Consider the following 25801-nt stretch of genomic DNA (forward strand, 5'->3'; position numbering starts at 1 on the left):
CATGGCCGCCGCGACCCTGGCGACAGACGGTCCCTATGCGCACGTAGCCGCGTTCTGTCAGCGCTTCGGGCTGCGCGTGCCGATCCTGCTCAGCCCGATGGCCGGCGCCTGCCCGGTGCCGTTGTCGGCTGCGGTGGCCGCGGCGGGCGGCATGGGCGCGATGGGCGCGGTGCTCTCGCAACCGCAGGACATCGTGGCCTGGGTGCAGGCCTTCCGGCAGGCCAGTGACGGGCCTGCGCAGATCAATCTGTGGATCCCCGATCCGGCGCCCGACCGCGACGCCGATGCCGAAGCGCGCATGCGTGCATTTCTGGAGCAGTGGGGCCCGGCGGTGGCGGCCGATGCCGGCGATGCCACCCCGGCCGGTTTCGATGCGCAGTTCGATGCATTGGTGGAGGCCCGCCCGGCAGTGGCCTCCTCGATCATGGGCGTGTTCCGGCCCGATCAGGTCAGCCGCCTGAAATCCGCCGGCATCGCCTGGTTCGCCTGCGCCACCACATTGGAGGAGGCACGCGCGGCGCAGGCTGCGGGCGCCGATGCGGTGGTTGCGCAGGGGGCGGAAGCCGGCGGTCACCGCGGCGCGTTCGATGCCAGCCAGGCCGAGCGCCAGATGACCGGGTTGTTCGCGTTGCTGCCTCGTCTGGTCGACCACCTGGAGATTCCGGTCATCGCCGCCGGCGGCATTGCCGATGCACGTGGAATTGCTGCGGCCCTCACCCTGGGCGCCAGCGCGGTGCAGATCGGCACCGGCTTGTTGCGCACGCCCGAAGCGGCGCTGCCCGGCGCCTGGGCCAACGCCCTGGCGGCCACAGAGCCGGAGCAGACCTGGCCAACACGTGCATTTTCCGGGCGCCTGGGGCGGTCGATCGCCACGGCTTACGTCCGCGCCGCCGCCGCAGTGGACGCGCCACCGCCGGCGCCCTACCCGGTACAGCGCGCGCTGACGGCGGTGATGCGCCAGGCGGCCGCCCGCGAGAATCGCCTTGACGCCTTGCAGGCCTGGGCCGGGCAGTCCGCATGGATGGCGCCCGCGCAGCCGGCCGCCGACCTCGTCACGCAGTGGTGGGCCCAGGCACAGGCACGCGTGTGCCGGTGATCTTCTGCAACGGCGCGCCTGCTACCGCGGCCCAGCTCGGCGCCGCGGCGCTGGTCAACTACGGCCACTTCACCTCGTTGCAGGTGCGTGGCGGCGCCACCCAGGGCCTGGAGCTGCATCTGCAGCGGCTGCAGGAGGGCAGCCGTGCATTGTTCGGACAGGAACTCACTCCCGCGCAGGTGCGTGCGCAGCTACAGACGGCCCTGCAGGCCTCTGCCATGGCCGACGCCAGTGTGCGGATTACCGTGTTCGCGCAGGAGTACGACTTCCGCAACCCGCTGCGCGAGGTGGCGCTGGACGTGCTGATGGCGGTCTCGCCGCCGCTGGACATGCCCGACACCGGGCTGCGGGTGCAGGTGACCCCCTACGTCCGTGAGCAGCCGGAGCTCAAACATGTGGGCACGTTCCCGCTGCTGCACCTGCGGCGGTTGGCGATGAACGCTGATCACGACGACGTGGTGCTGCAGGACCCGCAGGGCAGGGTGCTGGAAGGTGCGTTCTGGAATCTTGGCCTGTGGGAGCGTGGCGGCGTGGTCTGGCCGCAGGGCGCGTCCTTGCTGGGCACCCGCCAACAGCTGCTGCAGGCCGGGCTGGAGGCGCTGGGAGTCAGCCAGATCCGCCGGCCGGTGCCACTGGAGGAACTAGACCGGTTTGATGGGGCGTTTGCCTGTAATGCGCGGGGGCAGCAGGCGATCGTGGCGATGGGGCCGGCCCGCTGGGGTCCGCATACTGCACAACTGCCGCTCCTGGCCCAGGCCCTGCAGACCCAGCCCTGGCAAGCGATTTGAGCGATGACAGGCGCTGCTGGCCGGTGGGTTGGCTTCGCCGCCGGGCCCCGCTATAATCGCCGGCTTACCGCGCCACCCTGGCGACTGGGCAACTTAGGACTACACACCATGGTCAAGATTCGACTGACCCGCGGCGGCGCCAAGAAGCGTCCGTTCTACCACATCATCGTGACCGACGTGCGCAGCGCGCGCGACGGCCGCAACATCGAGCGCCTGGGTTACTACAACCCGGTTGCGCAGGGCGCCGAGCCGCGCGTCGTGCTGGACGTTGCACGCGTCGACCATTGGGTCGGCCAGGGCGCACAGCTGACCGACAAGGTGCGTAACCTGTATCGCGAAGCCTCCAAGTCCCAGGCCGCTGCGGCCTGATCTTGAGGGCCGGGCATCGCTGCCTGGCCCAGAGTCGACACAGATGAAGCCGACCGAGCGCCGCATCCTGTTAGGCAGGATTGTCGGCGCTTTTGGTGTCAAGGGCGAGCTCAAGCTCGAATCCTGGACCGAGCCGCGCAGTGCGATCTTCCGCTATCAGCCGTGGATCGTGCGCACGCCGTCGGGTCAGGAGTCGGTGCTCAGTGGAGTCCGTGGGCGCGATCAGGGCAAGAACCTGATTGCGGTGTTCCCCGACATCACCGACCGCGACACCGTCGAAGCCATGCACGGGACCGAGATCTATGTCGCCCGCAGTGCGCTGCCGCCGCCCAAGCCCGATGAGTATTACTGGGTCGATCTGGAAGGCTTGCAGGTGGAAACCGTCGAGGGCGTCAAGCTCGGCACGGTCTCGCATCTGTTCTCCACCGGGTCCAACGATGTGGTGGTGGTGCGCGGCGATCGCGAGCGGATGATCCCGTTTGTGTTGCCGGAGTACGTCAAGTCGGTGGATTTCGAGGCCAATCTGATCGTGGTCGACTGGGATCCGGATTTCTGATCGAAGCGGTGCTTCTGCTCCGCTCTTGCTCTCCCCATTCCCAGTCCCGATTCCCGATTCCCCAGTGCGCATCGACGTCATCAGCCTGTTTCCCGAGTTCATCGCGCAATGCGCGGCGTTCGGCGTGGTCGGGCGGGCGCAGGAACGTGGGTTGCTGGAATTGAAGGGTTGGAATCCGCGCGACCATGCGCAGGGCAATTACCGCCGGGTGGACGACCGTCCCTTCGGTGGCGGCCCTGGCATGGTGATGTTGATCGAGCCGTTGCGGGCCTGTCTGGAAGTGGCGCAAGCCGCCGATGCGCGGCCGGCACCGGTGATCTACCTCAGCCCGCAAGGGCGTCCGCTGACCCAGCCACTGGCGCGCGAGCTGGCCCAGTTGCCACGGATGGTGCTGCTGTGCGGGCGCTATGAAGGTGTCGACGAGCGTTTTCTCGACCAGGCCGTGGACATGGAAATCTCCATCGGCGACTACGTATTGTCCGGTGGCGAGCTCGGTGCGGCGGTACTGGTGGATGTGGTGACCCGGTTGCAGGACGGCGTGTTGAACGATGCCGAATCCGCAGCCCAGGACAGTTTCGAAGGCCCGCAGGGGCTGCTGGACTGCCCGCACTACAGCCATCCATCCAGCCATGCCTGGGGTGATGTGCCGGAGGTGCTGCGGTCGGGCAACCACGGCGCCATTGCGCGCTGGCGGCGGCAGCAATCGTTGGGCCGGACCTGGCTGCGTCGGCCGGAATTGCTCGACGAGGCCACGCTGGATAAGCAGGATCGACGTCTGCTGGAAGAGTTCCGTCGCGAACTTGCCCCGGGCGACGAGAAATAAGGGCTCACCCCTAGCTCTAGCGAAACAGATAGGGGTATAATATGCGGCTTGCTGGCCAGCCTTGCGTCTGGCCCTGCCACGAACCTCGAGCAATCGCCGTGCGGCGACTGCCGGTCCAATATCACCAGACACGCGGTGCCCATCATGAGCAAACTCAACAAGACCATCCTGGCTGACTTCGAAGCCGCCCAGATCCAGCGCCAGCTGCCGGAGTTCAACCAGGGCGACACCGTCGTGGTGAACGTCAAGGTGAAGGAAGGCAACCGCGAGCGCGTGCAGGCCTATGAGGGTGTCGTGATCGGTACCAAGAATGCTGGCCTGAACTCTGCGTTCACCGTCCGCAAGATCTCGCACGGCTTCGGCGTCGAGCGCGTGTTCCAGACCCACAGCGCCATCATCGACTCGGTCGAAGTGAAGCGCCGCGGTAAGGTCCGCGCCGGTAAGCTGTACTACCTGCGTGGTCTGGAAGGCAAGGCTGCCCGCATCAAGGAAGATCTGGCTGCCGCTGCGCAGGCCAAGGCTGCTCGCCAGGCTGCTGCCAAGGCTGAGTAAGTCACATTGGCGGGCTTGTCCCGCCACTGCCAAACAGCCGCCTTCGGGCGGCTGTTTGCGTTTCGGCGTTTGGCTGCCTGCAAGGCGGTAAGCAATGCGATGGCAATGACCGTTGTGGCGTGCCGGTTTGTTGTCGAGTCGTAGCGAGGCTTTCGTACGCGAGGTAGTGCGGCGGGTTGGTTCGACATTGCAGCGCAACTGTCGATGCATTGATGCAGTTAGAGCACACGATGCATTTGCTGTCGGGCGGTAGCGATGTTGCCGCAGGCGCTCGGCAGTGCGGCACGTGTGATTGATCGCTGCAGCGCGCAGTTGGCAACGCATCGATGCAATCAGAGCACGCGACGCGTTTGCTGTCGGGTGGTAGCGATGCCGCAGCAGGGTTGGGCAGTGCAGCGAGTCTGGTTCAACAGTGCGGCTCAGCTGTCCTTGCGCTGATGCACACGCTCGTTTCGTGTCGAGTGGTAGCTATGCGTGTCGCACGCGCTGTGCAGTGGACGGGTAGTCCAACGTTGCAGCGCAACTGTCGTTGCATCGATGCAGTTAGGGCACGCGATGCGGTTTCTGTCGGACAGTAGCGATACTGGCGCAGACGCTGGTCGGTGCACTGCATGTGGTTCAACCCTGCAGCGCAGCTGTCGTTGCACCGATGCATTCAACACGCGCGACGTGTCACGCATTCTTCCCAGCGTGAGTCGCTCTGAGTCTTCGCCCTGCTGCGGGCGCAAGCTTGCGTAGTGCGTGACTGCGTCATTGGTGGCAGCGCACGCGTCGTGCGGTCGGCGCTAGTGTGCAGTGCTGCCAAGTCGTCTCGTCGCACACATGTGCAGACTGAGCAGGTGACCGAATGACAGGTGGCAGGATCCGCTGGCGTGATGCGCGCGTCGTCTTTCGGCATTTAGCCATCTTTTACGGAGCAGCGCCGTCCGTCATTTGCTGCGCCGGTGCCGGCTGTGTTGCCACGTGCGGCCATCGCGGTTTTTTTGCGCACGTTGCCGTTGGCGTTTCATTGCGTCGGTCACGGCGGTACAGCACTTCGCGCATCGCATTGCATTGCTCGATCGGTCTGCAACGCATCGTAAGCAGCAACTTCGCTAAACGATCAGCGCGGCTGCGCTGCAGGCGGCTCGGTCAGTGGGGCGGGGTCGGCAATCGGGGCGGCCGGGTGGGCCGGCACTTCCGCTGCCGATGCCAGTTCGGAGGGATGCGCCGGTGTTGCCAGCATGCGGGCCTTGCGCCAGCCACCCCAGCGGTAGTACGCCAGCGACAGCAGCATCGAGCAGGCCGAGCTGATCGGAAAGCTCCACCACACCGCGTCCGCGCCCAGGTGCGGCAGCAGCAGGTTGGCCAGCGGCACGCGGACGCCCCACAGCGCGAACGCCAGGATCAGCAGTGGCGGGATCACCGCGCCGGTGGCACGCACTACGCCGGAAACCACGAAGGTCACGCCGAACAGCAGGAACGACCAGATCGAAATGTGATTGAGGTGGCGCGCGATCTCCAGCGCCGGGCTGTCGCTGGGCAGGAACAATGCCAGCGTCCAGCGGTCGAACAGGATCAGCGGTGCGATGAGCAGGCCGGTCATCAGGAAATTGGCGGCCACACCGGTGCGTGCGGTGGCATCCACGCGCGCCCACAGGCCGGCGCCGACATTCTGCGCGGCCATCGTCGAGCAGGCCGCGCCGAGCGCCATCGCCGGCATCTGCACGTAGTTCCACAGTTGCAGGGCTGCGCCATAGGCGGCAGCGGTATCGGTGCCGAAGCCGTTGACCAGCGTCAGCATCGCGATCATGGCCAGCGAGATCAGCACCATCTGCAATCCCATCGGCACGCCTTTGCCCACCAGCGCACGCAGGATGGCGGGATCGATGCGGAACAGCGCCAGGTCGCGCCGTCCCAGCCACAGCACGTGGCCACGGCTGCGCAGATACAGCAGCAGCCCCGCCAGCGCCACCGACTGCGCCAGCACCGTGGCCCAGGCCGCGCCGGCGATGCCTAGCTGCGGAAAGGGGCCAACGCCGAAGATCAGCAGCGGGTTGAACACGATGTCCAGCACCACCGAGAGCAGCAGGAAGCGAAACGGCGTGCGTGCATCGCCGGTGCCGCGCAGGGCCGCCGACAGGAACGCGAACAGGTAGATGGTGGGCATGGCCACGAAGATCACCCGCAGGTAATCCTCGGCCAGCGCCAGCGAGGCCGGTGGCGTGCCCATCGCGGCAAGCAGGTGTGGCGCCAGCCACCAGCCGGCGACGGCGATCAGTGCCGACAACCCGCCAAAGAACGTGGCGCTGGTGCCCATGACCTTGCGTGCCTGGGCGATGTCGCGCGCGCCCATGGCTTGGCCTATCAGAATGGTGGCGGCCATGCCGATGCCGAATACCGAGCCGATCAGAAAGAACATGATGCTGTTGGCGTTGGCCGCCGCAGTGAGCGCGGCTTCGCCGAGATAGCGGCCGATCCAGATCGCATTGATCGAGCCGTTGAGCGACTGGGCGATGTTGCCTGCCAGGATCGGCAACGCGAACAGCAGCAGGTTCTTGCCGATCGGTCCCTCGGTCAATACGGCGGATTTAGGCATCGCAGGCCAGCCATGTACGGAAGCTGCGCACACTAGCATTGCGGGTGTGCGGCATGCATGCGCGGCGGCGGCGCGTTTCGGTTCGGAGGAAATACGCGCTGAAAGTTGGTGTGGCTCCGGCTGAGCTGCGACGGCTGTGCGTGCCCACCGGGATCGGCGCAGTGCCTGCGGGCACGACGGTGACTACCGGAGTTTTTCTCGAAGGCTTGGCAGAGCCGGTCCAGGATTGCTGACACCTGTGCGCGGCGGCGGTTGGCGTGAACGCACCAGGCGTGCCGCAGCGACTTTAATTGCGGGCTTTCGGTGCACTGGGGGCGTTGCAAGTACTGCGTGCGCGCGCCCGTAACGCCACATGCGGCCAGCACAACACCAAAGCGTTCAGGCACCGCCCCGTGCACGCCATTGCGCGCTGGCTGGCCTTGCTTGAGTTCCCTGGGCCCGGCCCAAATATCGGAAATCGCAGCAGATCGTTGCCTGTCCCCCGGCAGTTTCGAACGGACGGAGCGCTGCGGCGGCCCTTCAACAGACACGACAAGCACAACGCGATGACTCTACAGATGGAATCAGCGGTCACGGTCAGGCTGGATGTCTGGCTCTGGGCGGCGCGCTTTTTCAAGACGCGCAGCCTTGCCAAGCATGCGGTGGATACCGGCAAGGTGGGTGTGGCCGGTCAGCGTCCTAAACCGTCGCGCGCACTGCGCACCGGCGAGCAACTGCGGATCGACCGCGGCGGCGAAATTTTCGAGATCACCGTGGCGGCCCTGAGCGAGGTGCGCGGCCCGGCGCCGGTGGCGCAGGCGCTCTACACGGAAACCGAGGCATCGCGCGAAGCGCGCGCGCAGTGGCGGCTGCAACGTGCCGCCGAGCGCACCGGGTATCGCCCGCCCGATGGCAAGCCAGATAAACGCGCACGTCGCTTGATCACGGCGCTGGGTGATATCGACGCGTTGTAGCGTTGCGGTTGCGGATGTCGGGCCGGTCATCGTGCGAGGGAGTTGCATGAAGCGCGGCGCGCCTCGTGACTTGATCACTCGGCCGTACGACGCAGAGTCCTGGCGTCTAGACGCTCTATCGGCCGTACGACGCAGCACCACAGAACGTCAATGCTGCACGCGCCACGCTGCACGTAACGCCATATCGCGGCCACAGCGCAATCGCGCGCAATGCCACAGACGCAAACGCCCCGGCGAACCGGGGCGTTTGCGTTACTGCAGTGGCGTCACGTGTCGGCAGCAATCGCGCTCGGCCATGACAGCGCGCGCAGCAAGCGCGTGCTGCGCTTCACTCAGGCCAGGTCGAAACGGTCCAGCTGCATCACCTTGGTCCACGCGGCCACGAAGTCCTGCACAAACTTCTCCTGTGCGTCGGCGCTGGCATAGACCTCGGCCACCGCGCGCAGGATCGAGTTGGAACCAAACACCAGATCCACGCGGGTGCCGGTCCACTTGTGCTCACCGGTGGCACGGTCGCGGCCTTCGTAGGTTTCCTTGGTCTCGGACGTGGCTTTCCACTCGGTGCGCATGTCGAGCAGGTTGGCGAAGAAGTCGTTGCTCAACACGCCCGGACGGGTGGTGAAGACGCCATTGTGCGACTGCCCGGTGTTGGCGCCGAGCACGCGCAGGCCGCCGACCAGCACGGTCATTTCCGGTGCGGTGAGGGTCAGCAACTGGGCCTTGTCGATCAGCAGCGCTTCGGCAGACACCGCGTAGCGGGCCTTGGCGTAGTTGCGGAAGCCATCGGCTACCGGCTCGAGTACTGCGAACGATTCCACGTCGGTCTGCGCTTGCGAGGCATCCATGCGGCCGGGGGCGAACGGCACGGTGACCGCGTGGCCGGCGGCGTGCGCGGCCTGTTCGACTGCGGCATTGCCGCCCAGCACGATCAGGTCGGCCAGCGAGATCTGCTTGCCACCGGACTGGCGTGCATTGAAGTCGGCCTGGATACGCTCCAGCGTGGCCAGCACCTGGGCCAGCTGCGCAGGCTCGTTGGAGGCCCAGTCCTTCTGCGGGGCCAGACGAATGCGCGCACCATTGGCACCGCCGCGCTTGTCCGAGCCACGGAAGCTGGACGCCGAGGCCCAGGCAGTGGCAACCAGTTGCGCAACGCTCAGGCCGGAGCTCAGCACGGTCTGCTTGAGCGCGGCAGCGTCCTGCGCATCGATCAGCGCATGGTTTAAGGCCGGGATCGGGTCCTGCCACAGCAATTCTTCGGCCGGCACATCCGCGCCGAGATAGCGCGCGCGCGGGCCCATGTCGCGGTGGGTGAGCTTGAACCAGGCGCGCGCAAAGGCATCGGCGAACTGGTCCGGGTTGGCGTGGAAGCGGCGCGAGATGGCCTCGTACGCCGGATCGATGCGCAGTGCCAGGTCGGTGGTGAGCATCGTTGGCAAACGCTTTTTGGAGGCGTCGTGCGCATCGGGAATGATGGCCTGGGCGTTCTTGGCCACCCACTGGTGCGCACCGGCCGGGCTCTTGCTCAGCTCCCACTCGAAGCCGAACAGGTGGTCGAAAAAGTCGTTGCTCCACTGCGCCGGGGTGGTGGTCCAGGTCACTTCCAGGCCGCTGGTGATGGTGTCGCCGCCCTTGCCGCTGCCGAAGCTGTTGTGCCAGCCCAGGCCCTGGCTTTCCAGGTCGCTGGCTTCCGGCTCGGCCGCCACGTGCGCCGCATCGGCAGCACCGTGGGTCTTGCCGAAGGTGTGGCCGCCGGCGATCAGCGCCACGGTCTCTTCGTCGTTCATGGCCATGCGGCCGAAGGTGTCGCGGATGTCCTTGGCCGCCAATAGCGGATCCGGATTGCCGTCCGGGCCTTCCGGGTTGACGTAGATCAGGCCCATCTGCACGGCGGCCAACGGGTTTTCCAGATCGCGGGTGTGCTGCACTTCGCTGTCGTCGTCCTTGACCAGCACGCCATGCGCCTGGTCCACGCCCGGCGAGCCGTGCGCGTAGCGGTCATCGCCACCCAGCCACTTGGTTTCCCGGCCCCAGTACAGGTCCTGGTCCGGCTCCCAGGTGTCTTCCCGGCCGCCGGCAAAGCCGAAGGTCTTGAAGCCCATGGATTCGAGCGCGACGTTGCCGGTGAGGATCATCAGGTCGGCCCAGGAAATCGCCTGCCCGTACTTTTGCTTGATCGGCCACAGCAGGCGGCGTGCCTTGTCCAGGCTGACGTTGTCCGGCCAGCTGTTGAGTGGCGCGAAGCGCTGTTGCCCGCGGCCGCCGCCCCCGCGGCCGTCACCGGTGCGGTAGGTGCCGGCGCTGTGCCAGGCCATACGCACGAACAGCGGGCCGTAATGCCCGAAGTCGGCCGGCCACCAGTCCTGCGAATCGGTCATCAATGCGCGCAGCTCCTGCTTGAGTGTCTGCAGGTCCAGGCGCTTGAAGGCTTCCGCGTAGTTAAAAGACGCCGCCAGCGGATTGGAGCGGGCCGAGTGCTGGTTGAGCAGGTCCACACGCAGTTGCTTGGGCCACCAATCGCGATTGGTGGTGCCGGCGCCGACGACGCTGTGGTTGAAGGGGCACTTTGCTTCGGTAGTCATGGCATTTACCTGGGTGCGGCTGCACGTAGGGAGCTGCGTGCCGGAGGGCGCGCGCTGGTGGAAAGACTGCGGCGGTGGTGAAGCGAATCTGGGCGACGTTGGTGACGCGAGTGCGTCAGGGCGGGGCGGCGGCCGATGGGCGCTGTACGACGGCGGGTGTGGATGACAGCGGCTGCATCGGTGGCGGGCTCAGCATGGGTGTGGGCACACGATATACAACGCCGATCATTAGTTGAATTCGAATTATCCAACCATATCGATAGCGTCACGCTATCGATAGGACGTGGGTGCCCAGGCGTCGGCGGCGTCAGCGCTTGCCGAACAGGCTGCCGCCCAGTTTCATTACATCGCCCAGGCCGAGCTGGCCGTCGCCATCCTGGTCCAGCACGCTGCCGAGCAGGCCGCCGACGCTGCTGTCGCTGCGCACATGGCTCTGTTCCTGCGCCAACGCGTTGCCCAGCTGGCTGGTGTCGGCCGTGCCGCCGCCCAGGAAGCGCTTGGCCAGATATGCCATCACGATGGGCGCCAGCAGCTGCAGCAGCTGGTTGGCCTTGCTGGGTTCCAGGCCGGTGGCTTGGCCCAGGCCCGCGGCCGCCTGTGGCGCCTTGTCGCCGAACAGGTGACCGACGATGCCGGCGCCATTGGCCTGCGCGCCGCTGGCCGAGCCGCCCAGCAGCGATCCCAACAGACTGCCGAGGTCTGGTGCAGCGGCATGGTCGCGCTGCAACGCGCTAGCCAGCGCCTGCGTGCCGCCGGCCTGTTGACTGTTGCGGCCCAGCGCGCCCATCAGCAAGGGCAGAGCGGTCTGCACCGCCGATTGCGCCTGCTCCGGCGCGATGCCGAGGCGGCTGGCCAGTTGCTGCAGCTGCGGGCCCTGCAGCTGCGCGGCAAGTTGCGAGGTGAGCGAGTCGGAAGTGGTCATCGGTGCCGAATCCTGGTGAGCAAGCGTTGCGGCAGGGTGCGCTTGTCTGGCGCGCAGGGCAATCCGGAGATGGTGCGGGGCGGTAGGGCGGCGTGTATCGGGGCGTCGATGCGAGTGCGCTGCGGGGGCGGTGGCAGCGCCTGGAGCGTGCGACGGCTGCGGATCAGTTGCGGTGCTTTAGCTGCAGCAGAGAGCTTGCGGTAGCAGTGCCTAAACTGCGCGGCGCCTGGAATCAGTAGTGGCGTCTTCGGTACAGCACACAGGAAGTTGCAGCATCCCTGAGGTGGCGCTGCTAGCGCTGACAAGCGTGCAACGCAGGTGGGCGTTGTAGCGGTGCCGTGTCGCTTTCCAGCAGCGGCACGATGTGGGTAACGGCCAGAGTGACGTTGGCTACGTGCAGTTCGTTGTCGAGAAAAACCGTTGGCGATCTGGCGCGCGGCTTACTTCAGGCGTTGATCAGCATTGCGTCCGCGCAGACCTGTGACGCGATCAGCGCGCCACAGGCCGGATTACGCTGCTTCAGAGCAGCGCCTTGAGCCGGTACAGCGCTTCCAGTGCCTGCTTGGGCGTCAGTTCGTCCGGATCCAGCGCCTGCAAGGCTTCCTGCGCGGCCGAAGACGGCGCGGTGAACAGGCCGAATTGCTGCGGTGCATCCAGCGCGGCGGGTGCCATCTCGGCAGCGTGGCTGTCGCCGCCGCGTTGCTCCAGTTCGGCCAGCCGGCGGCGTGCCTGCTGCACCGCCGCCTTCGGCAGGCCGGCCAGCGCGGCCACCTGCAAGCCGAAGCTGCGATTGGCCGGGCCGTCCTTGACCGCATGCATGAACACCAGGCGCTCGCCGTGTTCCACCGCATCCAGATGCACGTTGGCGATGCCGCTGCCGCCACCGGCATGCGAGGCATCCGCCAGCGCGGTGAGCTCGAAATAATGCGTGGCAAACAGCGTGTAGCAGCGATTGGTGTGGGCCAGATGACGCGCCACCGCATCGGCCAAGGCCAGGCCATCGTAGGTGGAGGTGCCGCGGCCGATCTCGTCCATCAGCACCAGCGATTGCGGCGTGGCGTGATGCAGGATGTAGCTGGTCTCGGCCATTTCCACCATGAAGGTGGATTGCCCGCGCGCCAGGTCGTCGCCGGCGCCGATGCGGGTGAGGATGCGGTCGATCGGCCCGATCACCGCGCGGCTGGCCGGTACATAGCTGCCGATATGCGCCAGCAACACGATCAACGCGTTCTGCCGCATGTAGGTCGATTTACCGCCCATGTTCGGGCCGGTGATGACCAGCATGCGGCGGTCCGGGTGCAGGTCCAGATCGTTGGGTTCGAATGGCTGGTCGCGCACGGCTTCCACCACCGGGTGGCGGCCGCGTTCGATGTGCAGACACGGCGCGCTTTCCAGTTCGGGTTGCGACCAATCCAGCGCCTGGGCCCGTTCGGCGAACCCGGCCAACACATCCAGTTCGCTCAATGCACTGGCGCAGCGCTTGAGGCCTTCCAGCTCGCCGCCGAGTGCGTCGAGCAGGCCTTCGTAGAGCAGTTTTTCGCGCGACAACGAGCGCTCGCGCGCCGATAGCACCTTGTCTTCGAAGCTCTTGAGTTCTTCGGTGATGTAGCGCTCGGCGTTGGTCAGCGTCTGTCGGCGGCTGTAGTGCAGCGGGGCTTTCTCGGCTTGGCCCTTGCTGATCTCGATGTAGTAGCCGTGCACTCGGTTGTAGCCGACCTTGAGCGTGGCGATGCCGCTGCTGGCGCGTTCGCGTTGTTCCAGGTCGATCAGGAATTGGTCGGCGTTGGTGGACAGGCGGCGCAGCTCATCCAGATCGGCGTCGTAACCGGTGGCGATGACGCCACCGTCGCTGAATTTGAGCGGCGGTTGTTCGGCCACTGCGCTGATCAACAGATGCGCGGTGGCATCGTGCTCGCCGAGTTCGGCATAAAGCGTCTGCAGGCGCGGCGAATCCAGTGGCGCGAGGATCGTGCGCACTTTCGGCAGCAGCGCCAGGCCATCGCGCAAGGTGGAGAAATCGCGCGGGCGCGCCGAGCGCAGCGCCACGCGGGTGAGGATGCGCTCCAGATCGCCCAGCGCGCGGAAGGCCTCGCGCACGTCGGTATCGGCGCCGGTGTCGATCAGGCTGCCGACCGCGTGGTGGCGCTGCACCAGTACCTCGCGCAGACGCAACGGGCGATGCAGCCAGCGGCGCAGCAGGCGCCCGCCCATCGGCGTGACCGTGCTGTCCAGCACGCCGAGCAAGGTGTTGCGGGTATCGCCATCCACGCGCGTGTCCAGCTCCAGATGCCGGCGTGTGGCTGCGTTCATCGAGATCGCCTCGCTGGCCACTTCCATCGCGATGGAGGTCAGATGCGGCAAGCGCTGTTTCTGGGTTTCTTCGACATAGCCGAGCAGCGCGCCGGCCGCTGCGGTGGCGCAGGGCTTGTCGTCGATGCCGAAGCCGGACAGGTCGTGCAATTTGAAGAACGCCAACAGCTGACGCCGGCCGCTATCGGCGTCGAACAGCCATGGTGGCCGGCGCCGCACGCCGACGCGTCCACGCAGGAATTCCGGCCAGTTGTCTTCGTCGGGCACCAATAGCTCGGCCGGTTCCAGGCGCGCGATTTCCGCTTCCAGCGCATCGACGCTGTCCACTTCATTGACCAGGAAACGCCCGCCGGCCAGATCGGCCCAGGCCAGGCCATAGCCTTGCTTGCTGCGCGAGATCGCCATCAACAGCGTGTCGCGGCGCTCGTCCAGCAACGCCTCGTCGGTGACCGTGCCCGGGGTGACGATGCGCACCACCTTGCGCTCGACCAGGCCCTTGGCCAGTGCCGGATCGCCGATCTGCTCGCAGATCGCCACCGACTCGCCCAACGCCACCAAGCGCGCCAGATAGCCCTCGTAGGCATGCACCGGCACGCCAGCCATCGGAATCGGCGCACCGCCGGAACTGCCGCGCTGGGTCAGCGTGATATCCAGCAGACGCGCGGCCTTGCGCGCATCGTCGTAGAACAGCTCGTAGAAGTCTCCCATGCGGAAGAACAGCAGCAGGTCGGGGTAGTCCGACTTGGCTGCGAAGAATTGCTTCATCAGCGGGGTGTGCTCGGCGGCGCCCGTGCTGAGTTTGGTTTTGTCTTTGGTGTCGGCGGTTTGCAAGAACGTTGTCCGGAAATCTGGCGGTCGATAAATCTGGCGGTCGATGGGTCGCAAGCGGCGCGTGGCGGTAGCCTTGCTACGCCGGTGTGGCGGCGCTGCGCGAAAAAGGCCAATGCGCTGTCGCGACCAACAGACCCGTTGCGATGGAACGGAAGAGGAGCGGTGGCCGGAGTGCATTTGGCCGTGGAGGGTGCAAGTTTAAGCCGACATGGCAAAAAAACCTCAGTTCGTCGGCCGCAGGCTGACCGCAGCGGGTTGCACGTGCGAGCCGGCGCGCTGATTAGGGCTCTGTTGGGAAGCAGCCATCGCTTGCGCTGGAGCGCAGGCCGCGACGATGAACGGTTGAACTCGCGTGCGGATTCGGAACGGCTGACAAGTCCATTGCGCTCACCGCCAGACGCGTGCGGCCGGTACGCGGTGTGGCATCCATGGCGCCGTGCGTCGCGGCTCCTGGCGTGCGCCGCCCATCCCCATCTGAGAACCGCTCCCCACGGCTTTTGTCGGTCACTCTTGGACCAAGGCAAATGCTTTTGTAGTCGAGTATTTGTTTTCGCTAATACCTGGTAAGCAAGATGGATTATTGCGTTCACCGAAGAGATGCGAGCCACAAAAAAATCCTGTGTTGTCTTTCGTGATGTCGGTCGCGTGCGCATTGCGAGCTCATCCGCAGATAGCAAGGAACTCGCTTGTTTTTCGTAAACGTGATTTATGGATGCGTGGAATGCGTGATGGATCGATCATAAAAACCTCTTGGAGATTTTTTTTTATTTTGCTGACAGTGGGGTCACGGACGCTTTGCTGAATTGGCTTGGCAAAAGGTTTTCCAAGTTGTTGTCGGTCACTTTCTCGAAAGTATTTCGGGTGGCATTTTTTCGCCTGTCGTAAAATATATAATCTTATGCCTCGTTGGTATGCATGCTCATTGCAGACTCGTGCTGCGAGGTGGTTTATTCGAAATTGGTAATGCAGAAAATGCAGGGGTGAGCTGGTCCTGAATATTTTGAATCACTCAAGCGAGGTCTTATGTTGAGCAAGCTTCATCACGTGGGGTATCGCTGCCGGGACGCTGCAGAAACCGTGGATTTCTACGTCCAGGCAATTGGCTTGAAGTTTGCTGCCGCGTTGATCGACCACGTGCCATCCACCGGGCTCAGGGCGACCAATAACAACGTGTTCTTTGAGATGGAGGACGGCAGTTATATCTGTTTCTTCGAGGTGCTCGGAAGCGAACAACCGCTGGTGCCGGTGCCGGGCGACTGGGCGCAGCACCTGGCGCTTGAGGTGCGCGATCAGGCCCGGGCCGAAGAAATCACTGCACGCTTGCAAGCGCGCGGTGTCGCGGTCGAAGGCCCGGTGATTCATGACGTGGCAGGAGATGGAATCCATGGAGAGCTGGCACGTTCCTGGTATTTCCGTGACCCAAACGGGCACCGCATGGAATTGATCGTCAAACCCGAGGTGGCCCAGACCGTAATCTGGAACGATCTGGAGAAAGCCGCTTATGCAACTCTCACCGAGTGGGAAGCATTGAAAAAAGCCTCTCTCACCGCCTAGGTGCTGCCTCGCGCTGGCGGCCTGATCGATATGAATGTCACAGCAGCGATAAATCCACTGAGGAAAGCGATTGAAGGCGATCAATTACTGGGATTACATCAAGGTCGAGCAGTTGCTTGCCTTGCAAGGCGGTTTTGATAACGACGAACGTGGCATCAATAATGAGTCGCCCCTGAAAAACCCCCAATCACCCAACGCCCGCAAGGCCTTGATGTCTGCAGTGGCGTGCCAGAACTACCAGTTTTCGCTACGCTGAAGGCTGGTTTCTGGCAATTTCCACTCATGCATACACGCCGTCCTGCTGCCGAGCACATGCCTGCCGAGGAGTTGTTTCGTTCGCGCCTGGAGAACCAGATCGATCTGCGGCATCCGCTGGCGCAGCTGAGCCAACGGATGCCGTGGACGGCGTTGGAGCAAGCACTTTCATCGCGCTTGCCGGCCACCCAGGCTGGTGGCGGTCGGCCGGCATTGCCGGTGCGGCTGATCGCCGGTTTGCTCTACCTCAAACACGCCTACGACCTGTCCGATGAGGCGGTGTGCGAGCGTTGGCTGGAAAATCCGTATTGGCAGTTTTTCACTGGCGAGGTCGTGTTCCAGACGCGCTTGCCGTGCGATGCCAGCTCGCTGACGCGCTGGCGTCAGCGGCTTGACGAAGCGGGGATGGAAGAGTTGCTGGCACACACCATCAACGCTGCACATGCCATGCAGGCGGTGGACGCACGCGAGTTGTCGCGGGTGATCGTGGACACCACGGTGCAGGAAAAGGCGATTGCCTATCCGACCGATAGTCGGTTGCTGGAGGTGGCACGCAAGAAACTGGTGCTGCTGGCCAAGCGTTACGGCATCGGGTTGCGGCAGAGCTACGCACGGCAAGGTCCGGCCCTGAGCCGCAAGGCGGGCCGCTATGCGCATGCACGCCAGTTCAAGCGCATGCAGCGCGTGCTGCGACGTCAACGCACGGTCTTGGGGCGGGTGTTGCGCGATATCGCGCGCAAGCTGGACCAGGTGGAACCCGGCGTGCGCGAGCGCATCGCGGTCTGGCTGGAACGTGCGCAACGGCTGTACACGCAGCGTCCGAAGGACAAACAAAAACTGTACGCATTGCATGCCCCGGAAGTGGAATGCATCGGTAAGGGCAAGGCGCGTCAAGCGTACGAATTCGGCGTCAAGGTCGGCATTGCGGTCACCGCCTGCAAGGGATTGGTCGTGGGTGCGCGTAGCTTCCCGGGCAACCCGTACGACGGCGACACCTTGGCCGAGCAGCTGGAGCAGACACGCGGGTTGCTGCAGGATCTGAGCGTAGAACCGACGGTGGCGATCGTGGACCTGGGCTATCGCGGGCGCGAGGTCGATGGCGTGCAGGTGCTCCATCGTGGCAAGGCCAAGACGCTGACGCGACGGCAATGGCGCTGGATCAAACGACGGCAGGCGGTGGAACCGGTGATCGGACATCTGAAAGACGACTGCAGGTTGCGTCGCTGCAGGCTGAAAGGTGCACAAGGCGATGCGCTGCACGTACTCGGCTGCGCCGCCGGCTACAACCTGCGCTGGCTGCTGCGCTGGATCGCGTTTTTGCGTGCCTGGATGCGGGCGATGGGATGGCCATCCTTTAGCGCCGTGCCGCTGTCGCCGATGACACTTGGTGCTTGAAGGGGGTTTTTCAGGGGCGACTAATGACGAGGTGCTGTTTATCAGCGTACACCAGATCTATGAGCTATGGTTCAAGTTGATTTTGCGTGAGCTGAGCTCGTCGCGGAATATTCTGGCGGCGCATTCGAGCAATAGCCCGGAGATTGTGCTGGCTGTGCGCTCACTAAAGCGCGCCATTTCGGTATTCGGGCAAGCCAATCAGCATTTTCAGCTGATGGAGACTGATGACCGCGCGGGATTTCCTGGAATTCCGTGAGCGACTGGCTCCAGCCAGCGGTTTCCAGTCGGCCCAATTGCGTGAAATCGAGATCCTGTTGGGCCTGGAGGACACGCAGCGTATTTCGATCGGCAACGGGTGCTCGTACCGGGATGCACTCAAATTGCCCGGTGGCGCGCCGTCATCGTCGGCGCAACGCGTCGAAGCACGTGCGGCCGATGGGCCAAGCTTCAAGCATTGTCTGTACGACTGGCTGTCACGCGTGCCCATTGACGGCTCGAATGCGCCAGCGGATATCACGCGGTTTCTTGAGGCGTACCTGGCCTCGCTGCGTGCGGAGAATGATCGCCGACTCAAGCTGGCAAGCAGTGGCCTGGCTGCGGCAGAGATCGAGCAGTTGAGGGCGCGTTATGCGGCAGAAGACGCTGGCGCACAGGCATTTCTATTGGCCGAAGACGATCCGCAGGCCAGCGATGCGGAGCGTGAAACGCGGCGTGCGGGACGTGCGGCGATGCTCTTTATAGAGAGCTACCGCGAATTGCCGCAGCTTGCATGGCCGCATGCGTTGCTCGAAAGCGTGCTTGAGCTGGAGCAGGCCATGCTGATCTGGCGACAGCGGCATGCCCGCATGGTGGAGCGCTTCATCGGGCGCCGCATAGGCACAGGGGGTTCCAGCGGCGTCGACTATCTGGATCAGACCGCGCGCTACCGCATTTTCACCGAGCTGTGGACAGTGCGTTCCCTGTTGCTGCGCAAGGCTGCCGTGCCCCAGATCCGATCGAGTGCGGGCTACGGATTCGTGATGGAGGGCTTTGCTTGATGGATATTTCTTCGGATGTCACAGCGCTGGTGGACAACACTTGCGCGCCTTCGCCGCAACGTCCTCAAACGTGCTTAGCCAAACAGAAAACGCAAGGTGCCATACGAATTGGCGCACACGCCGCGCGCTCGGCGCTGTATCCATGAGCGCGCTACCCATCGCGGTACTTGGCGGCAGCGTGGCCGGCCTGATGACGGCGCTCTCGATTGCGCGTACCGGAGCGCAAGTTGAGCTTGTCGAGCGGGATGCGTTGACTGCGCAGCGGTCCGACCCGGCGAGCGGGAACGACAGCGTCGAATATTGGTGGCGAAAGGGAGCGCCGCAGGCGCGGCATACCCACGCACTCGCTGCACTCGGGCGGCGCACGTTACGAGAACGCGCACCAGATGTGTGGCAAGCATTGATCGATGCGGGCGCCATCGAGATGCCTTTCGGAGCACAACTGCAAGGTGCCATTGCGGTGCCACGTTGCGCGGACCCGGAGTTGTTTGGATTGTCGGTGCGGCGTTCGTTGGTGGAGGACGTACTTAGGCCGATCGTGTTGGCCGAGCGCACTATTCGTGTGCGTGACCAGACCAGCGTGACCGGTCTGCTAATGCGTTCTGCCGACATCCCGGTCGTGGAGGGCGTGACCACCTCGCAAGGCGATCTGCGTGCGGCGTTGACCATCGATGCGCTGGGTCGCGGGTCGTCGTTCGCAAAGTGGCTGCGGGCAGCCGGTGTGCATCCACCCGAGGAAACGGTGGAAGGCTGCGGTCTGGTGTATTTCACCCGCTGGTATCGCATTGTGCAGCGGCCGAGCGTGCGGCTCGATGCGGGCTTTTCGGCAGGTGGCTACGCGCTATCGAGTGGTTGCATCGTCTGCCCTGCCGACAACGGCTACGCGTCGATCACCCTGATGGTGACTCACGCGGACAAGGCCTTGCAGGCGTTCACCGAGCCGGCCGCGTTCACCGCGGCGGCGCGGTCGCATGTAGGCATCGCGCCATGGCTTGCGCCCGGCGCCATGGATGCGCTGTCGGGTGTGCTGCGCTGGCCGCTCTGCGAAAACCGCTATCGCCCCCTGCTTGTTGAAGGACGCCCGCGCGTGTTGGGTGCGATTGCGGTCGGCGATGCGCTGTGCATCACCAACCCGACCTATACGCGCGGCATGTCGCTGGCGATGCGGTATGCGTTTGCCATCGCCGATCTGCTGCAGCGCGATGGTCTGGATGATGCGCATCGGATTGCGGTGGAGGCAGACGCCCTGGCGCAGGATCTGGTGCGTCCGTGGCATGACGATGGCGCGGCGCAGGACCGCGTGCGCACAGCGCTCTGGGCGGGCGCGCCGGCTCCACCCACGCAGGCAGATGCGATCACCTTGCAGCAGATCGCGATGGCATCGCGCCACGATGAGGTTGTTTGGCAAGCGCTGGCGCGGCGTTCGGGAATGCTGGATGCGCCTGAGGCCATCTTTCGCCAAGCCGAGGTGTTGGAGCGTGTGAATTCCATCCTTGAGCGTGTGCAGCCGTCGCCACCGGCTGCTCCATCCAGAGGCGATCTTCTGCGTGTTCTCGAACAACACCGCAGCGTTGATTTTGCGCATCCACTTGCGTGATGTCCTGGCCCGTTATGGAGTCCGCCATGCAGTCCATGTGGGAGTTGGATGTCAGTCCGACACGTTTCAAAGCGCATTTTTCGCTCGATCCGGGCGTGGCATGTCTCAACCACGGCATGCTCGGCGCCTGCCCGATTTCAGTGCAGCAGCGGCAGAGTACCTTGCGTGCACAACTGGAGCGGCAACCGGCTGCATTCGTGCTCCGCGCGTTACCCGCTCTGCTCGATACAGCGCGGAATTGCTTGGCCGAGGTGATCGGTGCCGACCCGCAAGATCTGCTGCTGTTGCCCAATGTCACCACCGCCATGAGCGCGGTGCTGCGCTCACGCATATTCGCACCGGGCGACCAGATTCTGACCACCGACCACGCCTATCTTTCCTGCCGCAATTTGCTCGAATTCATTGCGCGCAGCACCGGCGCCGAGGTGATGGTCGCGCCTGTCAAGGTACCGGTGCAACATCCCGATGCGATCGTCGATGCCGTGCTTGAGCGGGTGACAGCGCGCACCCGCCTGGCGGTGCTCGACCATGTCACCAGCCCGACCGCGATCGTGTTCCCGATCGCACGCCTGGTCGAGCGCCTTGCAGCGCTCGGCATCGACACGCTTGTGGATGGCGCGCACGCCCCGGGTATGCTGCCACTCGACGTTATCGCCATCGGTGCGGCGTATTACGCCGGGGATTGCCACAAGTGGCTGTGCACGCCGCGCGGTGCGGGTTTTCTGCATGTGCGCCGCGATCGCCAGGATGGTTTGCATCCGCCGGTGATCAGTCGCGGGTATGGCGATGCAACGCCGGGCCGGCCGCGGTTGCATCTGGAATTCGATTGGCTGGGCACGGCAGACCCGACTGCCTTGCTGTGCATTCCCGCTGCGATTGATTTTCTGGCCACGCTGCTGCCTGGTGGGTTGCCCGCGGTGTTCGCACGCAACCATGCACTGGTGACGCAGGCCGCTGCGCGGTTGGCGCAGGCCTTGCCGCTCGCGCGCCTTGCACCCGATGCGATGGTGGGCAGCATGGTGGCATTCCAGCTGCCGGATGCCGCGAGCGATGCGCCCGACGATGCCGCGGCGTCGTTGCAACGTTGGCTTTACGACGCACATCGCATCGATGTGGCGGTGACGCCCTGGCCGCATCGAACTAACCGCACATTGCGCATTTCGGCGCAGGTGTACAACGCAGCGGAGGATTTCATGCAGCTGGATGCGCCACTTGCGCAGTGCTTGGCGCCTGATGACAGGCAATCGAACAATCAATGCCGCACCACTGAGGTCATGCGATGAAACAGCCCGGCTTCGAAGACAAGCATGTGTTGATCACCGGCGGCGCCGGTGGCATCGGCATCGAGCTGATACGCGTGTTCGCAAACGCATCCTGCCGGGTGACATTCACTCACCGCCCAGGCGAAGACAGCCGGCGCCGCGCACTCGACCTGGTCGCGGCGTTTGGTGACGATCGTGTCCACGCACATGCATTAGATGTCGGCGATCGGCGGAGCCACGCTGCTTTCATGCAAGCTTTGACGATGCCGGTGGATATCGTGATCCACAACGCCGGCGTGGGCACCAAGACCGTGGAGCGTGCGGCTGCCACGTACAAGGAACAGGACGAGGCGTTTTTTCGCGTCAACACGATCGGGCCGTTGTGGTTGAGCGAAGATCTGATTCCCGGCATGCAAGCGCGCGGGCAGGGCAAGATTCTGTTCATGAGTTCGGTGGATGGTGGCATCACCCACTTTCCGCGCTTCCGTGCGGCCGATGGCATGAGCAAGGCGGCCGTCGCGTTTTTGGGCCGGCAACTTGCTGCAACGCTTGCCTGCACCGGGATCGACGTGTTCACCGTATGTCCGGGTGCCACCGATACGCCGATGTTCCAGGCCAGTACCTTGAATGCGCTGTCGCCGCAGCAGCGACAGGAGCTGGAGGCCTCGCTGCCTGGTGGCCGCCTGATCGAGCCGCGCGAGATCGCCGATCTCTGCTTCTACCTTTGTCGCGATGAAGCGCGCATCTTGCGCGGCGCTGTCATCGACGCCTCGCTTGGCTTGGGCGTCTGCCCAGCCGTCATGGGATAAGGAAGCTACGTATGCCTGTACCGTCGAATAGTTTTTGGGAACAGTGGCTCATCGCGCATCGTGCCAAACCCGAGGCGTGCGTGACGTATTCCCTATCGCCTTCACCCCCCTTGCAGCAGTTCCTGTCGCAACTCGATCCTGCACTGTCGCTGGACTGGTCGGGTGAGGATTACCAGGGATTGCCGAGCCTGCGCGAGCGGGTACTGGATCAATATGGCTATCGCCCCAGCTGCGGCGTGGACGATGTGCTGATCACCGCCGGTGCGCAGGAAGCCAATTACCTTGCATTGACGCAGTTGTTGAGTGCTGGCGATGAATTCGTCATCGATGCGCCCGGTTGGCAACAGCCGCTGGTGCTTGCCGAGCAGATCGGCGCGATTCCCAGGCGCGTGGCGCGCACGGAAGCATCCGGATGGGCGTTGGACATCGCGCAGCTCGAATCGCTGGTGACAGCGAAGACCAAGCTCATCTTCCTGTGCAACCCGAACAATCCCACGGGGCGCGTGGAAGATACGCAGACACTGCAACGCATCATTGCCGCAGCAGATCGGGTCGGTGCGTACGTCGTCTCCGATGAGGTGTATCGGGGACTGGAGTGGACCGAGCAGGAGACCCCGCGCATCGCCACGCTCTACGAGCGTGGCATCAGCACCGGTAGCGTGTCCAAGTTGCTGGGTCTGCAGGGTTTGCGCACCGGCTGGATGGTGACGCGCGATAGTGCGCTGTTGAACGCTGCGATGGTACTGCGCGAGAACACCAGCGAGATCATGAACGTGCTGGGCGAGCGGGTGGCCGAGGTCGCGCTACGACCGGAGCACTTCGATGCGGCGGTGGCGCATTCGCGCACGGTCGGGCGCGAACGGATCGCATTGCTGGATCGCTTCGTCGCCGAACAACCCGCACTGACATGGACACCGCCGCAAGCCGGGCTGCTTGGGCTTGCACGACTGCAGTTGTCGATCAGCGCCGATGATTTCAGCAAACAGCTGCTGGCGCCGCCGTACAACACGTTCGTGATGTCGGGTGGTGCGTATGCGTGCCCGCAGCATCTGCGCCTGGGAGCAGGGGGCGTGTCGTTGCCCGAGCTTGAGTTGGGGCTTGCGCGGATGGCGCAGTTGTTGGCCGTCGTTGAGTAAAGCCAATGGTCGTCTGCCTACACCAGGCCCTTGGCGTCGGTGGAGGTGGGCGCGAATCGCCACCTTACAGACGCACCACGTTTCAAGTCGAAAGCGCCCAGCCTGAGCGCAAGACGTCCTGCAGCACCGGTTGGGCGCCGCTATCCGCGCCGCCGTTGGCAGCTCCTGCCCATGCGATCGCGAGCGCGGCCAGAAAGATGTCGCGGCCGGTCAACGTTTCCCGCGCCTGACCGGAGCGCTGTGCAGCCTGCAGAAAAACGCTTGAGGCCTCGACCATGGATTGGCATGTCGGCCTCAACACCGAGCTCGGTTGGCACCATGCGGCCCGTAGCGGTTCCGGCAGACCTTCGTAGGCGTTCATCCAAGTTCCCAGCGCTTCAATCCATCGCTGCAGCGCACACCCTGGGTCGTGCTCTTCTGCAGTGATGGCCATGCGCACTTGCTCGATGTTGGCGTGATGCGTTTCGAGAAGCGCGGCCAGCAGGGCTTCGCGGCTAGGGAAGTGGCGATAGAGCGTCCCCGGGCCAACGCCTGCGCGCTTGGCGATGCTGTCCATCGAAACGTTGATGCCTTCCTCGGCAAACGCGTCGCTGGCGACCTCGAGAATGTGGGTCTTGTTACGTTGGGCGTCGGCTCGGGGAGGGCGTGGCTGAACGTTGGGAGACATGGTCAGTGGGTCTGCTGCTTGATATCCGGAGTGTATCTCCATATAGTTCTTGTGGCAAACGGAGGGGCTCTCCTTCTTGGGTATTGTGAATCACCAGGCTTTGGAAACTGACGAGGGGATCAGCTATGGCCGTCTCGGGCGAGTTCACTGATCGACCAACAAAACCCCACCTACTTTAGGAAGGCACGAACATGAAAATCGGCATCATTGGCGCAGGCAACATCGGTGGCACGTTGGCGCGCAAATTCGTCGCAGCAGGTCACAGCGTCAAGTTGGCTGGATCCAAAAGCCCCGACAGCATTCGCGAACTGGCTGAAAACATCGGCGCCGAGCCTGTTGCGGCTGTAGAGGCGGTCAAGGACGTGGAGGTGATCGTATTGTCGATCCCGTTTGCCAAGATTCCCGAGGTTGCCGGCCTGTTCTCCACCGTGCCTGCGGAGGTGGTGGTGATCGATACTTCGAACTACTACCCGCAGCTTGGCACCCGGATACCGGAAGTCGACGACGGCGAACTGGAGAGTGTCTGGGCGAGGGAGCAACTCGGCCGGCCCATCATCAAAGCGTTCAACGCAATAATCGCTAAGACACTTGCTGACGGTGGCAAGCCCGCAGGTACTGATAACCGGATCGCTATTCCAGTAGCAGGCGACAGCCTGGCCGGCAAAGCGATCGCGCAGCAGCTGCTCGACGATGCCGGGTTCGACGCGCTCGACGCGGGGACGATTGCAGACTCGTGGCGGCAGCAGCCCGGCATGCCTGCGTACTGCACCGAGCTTCCGCTTGCCGCATTGCACTCGGCGCTCAACGTTGCAGTCAAGGGCGACGCACCGCATCTTCGCGACGCGTTGATGGCGGAGTTCTTCGGGGGCGATATACCGCCAAGCCACGAGACGATCGTTGCGCGCAATCGGGCCGTGAGTGCGTAGTGCCGAGGAATGCGGCGTGGATGCATGCACTTGCCGGCCACATGACTTCTCCCAGCCACAACGCAATAGCTGGTTGAGTGGCTGGAACGCAACACGGCGATGGCGCCGTGCTGACGACGCCAACGCGCGATCTAAGCCCTAAAACTTGACGGTAGACAGCATTTTCAGCATCTCGTCGTAGCTGCCGTCGGCCATTGCGTCGCTAGTGCTTCAACTTGCCCTGCTTGAGTTTCTCCCACGTGTCTTCGGCTTGCTGAGACAAGCCGCCGATATGGCGTATCAAACAGATCTCCATGCTGATATCCCAGTGCGTGTGTCTGGGCGCTGCATGGACCAGCCGCCTTTTGGCCACGTCCTTCCACCAGCGTGCGCGGCAGCCAGGCGGCCCCGCCACTGCAGCGGCACATCGCTGCCCACCACAACTTGCTCGAATTGTTCGGGGTCCAATCCAAGCCGCATACGCGGCTGATGGTGGCAAAGCAGGAATCGCGCTGCCCCTTGCAGCGCTCGTACATCGATGAAGTCATTTCAAACCTATGTTACCTCTACCAAGCGACGCGCCTCTGGCGTCGCGTAGGTCGTGGATCGAGGTCCTGATCAACACAGTTGCTCCACGGTTGCGGCATGCCTTGGGGTATCGTACAACTCGCGCACTTTTCGGCGATTCTGCTCTGGACCATGATTTCAGCCTCAATTGCACGCGAGTGCAAGGCGCTGCGTGCGACTGAAGTGACCATTTTAAGTCGAACGTAACAATGGCGGCGCGGTATGTATCTGGTACAAGTTTTCGCGCCGAGTGAAGGTGC

The 25801-nt window shown here is 64.1% G+C and carries 22 protein-coding genes; 17 read left to right on the forward strand and 5 right to left on the reverse strand.

Annotated features, from left to right (window positions below):
- The first annotated feature begins 1 nt into the window (after window position 1).
- From XCC_RS06225 to rplS, 6 genes are all read left to right on the forward strand, one after another.
- Window positions 2-1096: an NAD(P)H-dependent flavin oxidoreductase gene (locus XCC_RS06225; protein WP_011036394.1), complete on the forward strand. Its 1095-nt coding sequence runs from the start codon at window positions 2-4 to the stop codon at window positions 1094-1096.
- Window positions 1087-1884, forward strand: coding sequence for an aminotransferase class IV family protein (locus XCC_RS06230; protein WP_011036395.1), 798 nt, complete (start codon window positions 1087-1089; stop codon window positions 1882-1884). The genes XCC_RS06225 and XCC_RS06230 overlap by 10 nt, the downstream gene beginning before the upstream one ends.
- 108 nt (window positions 1885-1992) lie before the next feature.
- Window positions 1993-2253 carry a 30S ribosomal protein S16 gene (rpsP, locus tag XCC_RS06235; RefSeq protein ID WP_011036396.1) on the forward strand — a complete coding sequence of 87 codons (261 nt, stop codon included), beginning with the start codon at window positions 1993-1995 and terminating at the stop codon, window positions 2251-2253.
- A 43-nt stretch (window positions 2254-2296) separates the two neighbouring features.
- Window positions 2297-2809 (forward strand): ribosome maturation factor RimM, encoded by a 513-nt coding sequence (gene rimM / locus XCC_RS06240; RefSeq protein ID WP_011036397.1) that lies wholly within the window; start codon window positions 2297-2299, stop codon window positions 2807-2809.
- A 64-nt stretch (window positions 2810-2873) separates the two neighbouring features.
- The gene (gene trmD, locus XCC_RS06245; RefSeq protein WP_011036398.1) at window positions 2874-3632 is read left to right on the forward strand and encodes a tRNA (guanosine(37)-N1)-methyltransferase TrmD; all 759 of its coding nucleotides are present in this window, start codon (window positions 2874-2876) and stop codon (window positions 3630-3632) included.
- Between the two features lie 144 nt (window positions 3633-3776).
- A complete protein-coding gene (gene rplS, locus XCC_RS06250) occupies window positions 3777-4184 on the forward strand; it encodes a 50S ribosomal protein L19 (RefSeq protein ID WP_011036399.1) in 408 nt (135 codons plus the stop codon).
- 1102 nt (window positions 4185-5286) lie between these two features.
- Here the strand turns inward: rplS and XCC_RS06255 are convergent.
- Window positions 5287-6762, reverse strand: coding sequence for an MATE family efflux transporter (locus tag XCC_RS06255; protein ID WP_011036400.1), 1476 nt, complete (start codon window positions 6760-6762; stop codon window positions 5287-5289).
- Window positions 6763-7307: 545 nt separating this feature from the next.
- Between XCC_RS06255 and XCC_RS06260 the strand changes: the two genes are divergently transcribed.
- Window positions 7308-7715 (forward strand): RNA-binding S4 domain-containing protein, encoded by a 408-nt coding sequence (locus XCC_RS06260; protein ID WP_011036401.1) that lies wholly within the window; start codon window positions 7308-7310, stop codon window positions 7713-7715.
- Between the two features lie 332 nt (window positions 7716-8047).
- Here XCC_RS06260 and katG read toward each other — a convergent pair whose 3' ends face one another.
- From katG to mutS, 3 genes are all read right to left on the reverse strand, one after another.
- A complete protein-coding gene (katG, locus tag XCC_RS06265) occupies window positions 8048-10294 on the reverse strand; it encodes a catalase/peroxidase HPI (protein WP_011036402.1) in 2247 nt (748 codons plus the stop codon).
- A gap of 307 nt (window positions 10295-10601) precedes the next feature.
- A complete protein-coding gene (locus XCC_RS06270; RefSeq protein WP_011036403.1) occupies window positions 10602-11216 on the reverse strand; it encodes a DUF937 domain-containing protein in 615 nt (204 codons plus the stop codon).
- Window positions 11217-11735: 519 nt separating this feature from the next.
- A complete protein-coding gene (gene mutS, locus XCC_RS06275) occupies window positions 11736-14291 on the reverse strand; it encodes a DNA mismatch repair protein MutS (protein ID WP_372357252.1) in 2556 nt (851 codons plus the stop codon).
- Between the two features lie 1089 nt (window positions 14292-15380).
- Between mutS and XCC_RS06280 the strand changes: the two genes are divergently transcribed.
- The 9 genes from XCC_RS06280 to XCC_RS06320 all read left to right on the forward strand — a co-directional run bounded on the left by XCC_RS06280 (window position 15381) and on the right by XCC_RS06320 (window position 23402).
- The gene (locus XCC_RS06280) at window positions 15381-15911 is read left to right on the forward strand and encodes a VOC family protein (protein WP_011036405.1); all 531 of its coding nucleotides are present in this window, start codon (window positions 15381-15383) and stop codon (window positions 15909-15911) included.
- Window positions 15912-15981: 70 nt separating this feature from the next.
- Window positions 15982-16167 carry a hypothetical protein gene (locus tag XCC_RS06285; RefSeq protein WP_154727149.1) on the forward strand — a complete coding sequence of 62 codons (186 nt, stop codon included), beginning with the start codon at window positions 15982-15984 and terminating at the stop codon, window positions 16165-16167.
- Between the two features lie 26 nt (window positions 16168-16193).
- Window positions 16194-17561 (forward strand): IS5-like element IS1478 family transposase, encoded by a 1368-nt coding sequence (locus XCC_RS06290; RefSeq protein WP_011035783.1) that lies wholly within the window; start codon window positions 16194-16196, stop codon window positions 17559-17561.
- Window positions 17554-17817 carry a tryptophan 2,3-dioxygenase family protein gene (locus tag XCC_RS22540; RefSeq protein WP_195919081.1) on the forward strand — a complete coding sequence of 88 codons (264 nt, stop codon included), beginning with the start codon at window positions 17554-17556 and terminating at the stop codon, window positions 17815-17817. The genes XCC_RS06290 and XCC_RS22540 overlap by 8 nt, the downstream gene beginning before the upstream one ends.
- Window positions 17786-18598 carry a tryptophan 2,3-dioxygenase family protein gene (locus XCC_RS06300; RefSeq protein ID WP_011036406.1) on the forward strand — a complete coding sequence of 271 codons (813 nt, stop codon included), beginning with the start codon at window positions 17786-17788 and terminating at the stop codon, window positions 18596-18598. Before XCC_RS22540 ends, XCC_RS06300 begins: the two co-directional genes overlap by 32 nt.
- A 40-nt stretch (window positions 18599-18638) precedes the next feature.
- Entirely contained in the window at window positions 18639-20195 is a 1557-nt protein-coding gene (locus tag XCC_RS06305) for an NAD(P)/FAD-dependent oxidoreductase (RefSeq protein WP_227971172.1), read from the forward strand.
- Between the two features lie 35 nt (window positions 20196-20230).
- A complete protein-coding gene (locus XCC_RS06310; protein WP_011036408.1) occupies window positions 20231-21478 on the forward strand; it encodes an aminotransferase class V-fold PLP-dependent enzyme in 1248 nt (415 codons plus the stop codon).
- Window positions 21479-21504: 26 nt separating this feature from the next.
- A complete protein-coding gene (locus tag XCC_RS06315; protein WP_228878767.1) occupies window positions 21505-22266 on the forward strand; it encodes an SDR family oxidoreductase in 762 nt (253 codons plus the stop codon).
- 80 nt (window positions 22267-22346) lie between these two features.
- The gene (locus tag XCC_RS06320) at window positions 22347-23402 is read left to right on the forward strand and encodes an aminotransferase class I/II-fold pyridoxal phosphate-dependent enzyme (RefSeq protein ID WP_223647661.1); all 1056 of its coding nucleotides are present in this window, start codon (window positions 22347-22349) and stop codon (window positions 23400-23402) included.
- Between the two features lie 82 nt (window positions 23403-23484).
- Here the strand turns inward: XCC_RS06320 and XCC_RS06325 are convergent, their stop codons facing one another.
- Window positions 23485-24069: a TetR/AcrR family transcriptional regulator gene (locus XCC_RS06325; protein WP_016945359.1), complete on the reverse strand. Its 585-nt coding sequence runs from the start codon at window positions 24067-24069 to the stop codon at window positions 23485-23487.
- 191 nt (window positions 24070-24260) lie between these two features.
- Here XCC_RS06325 and XCC_RS06330 point away from each other — a divergent pair, with 191 nt between their 5' ends.
- Window positions 24261-24995 (forward strand): NADPH-dependent F420 reductase, encoded by a 735-nt coding sequence (locus tag XCC_RS06330; protein WP_011036412.1) that lies wholly within the window; start codon window positions 24261-24263, stop codon window positions 24993-24995.
- Window positions 24996-25801 lie beyond the last annotated feature (806 nt).

Origin of the sequence: Xanthomonas campestris pv. campestris str. ATCC 33913, assembly GCF_000007145.1 — a bacterium.
Classification (GTDB): Bacteria; Pseudomonadota; Gammaproteobacteria; order Xanthomonadales; family Xanthomonadaceae; genus Xanthomonas; species Xanthomonas campestris.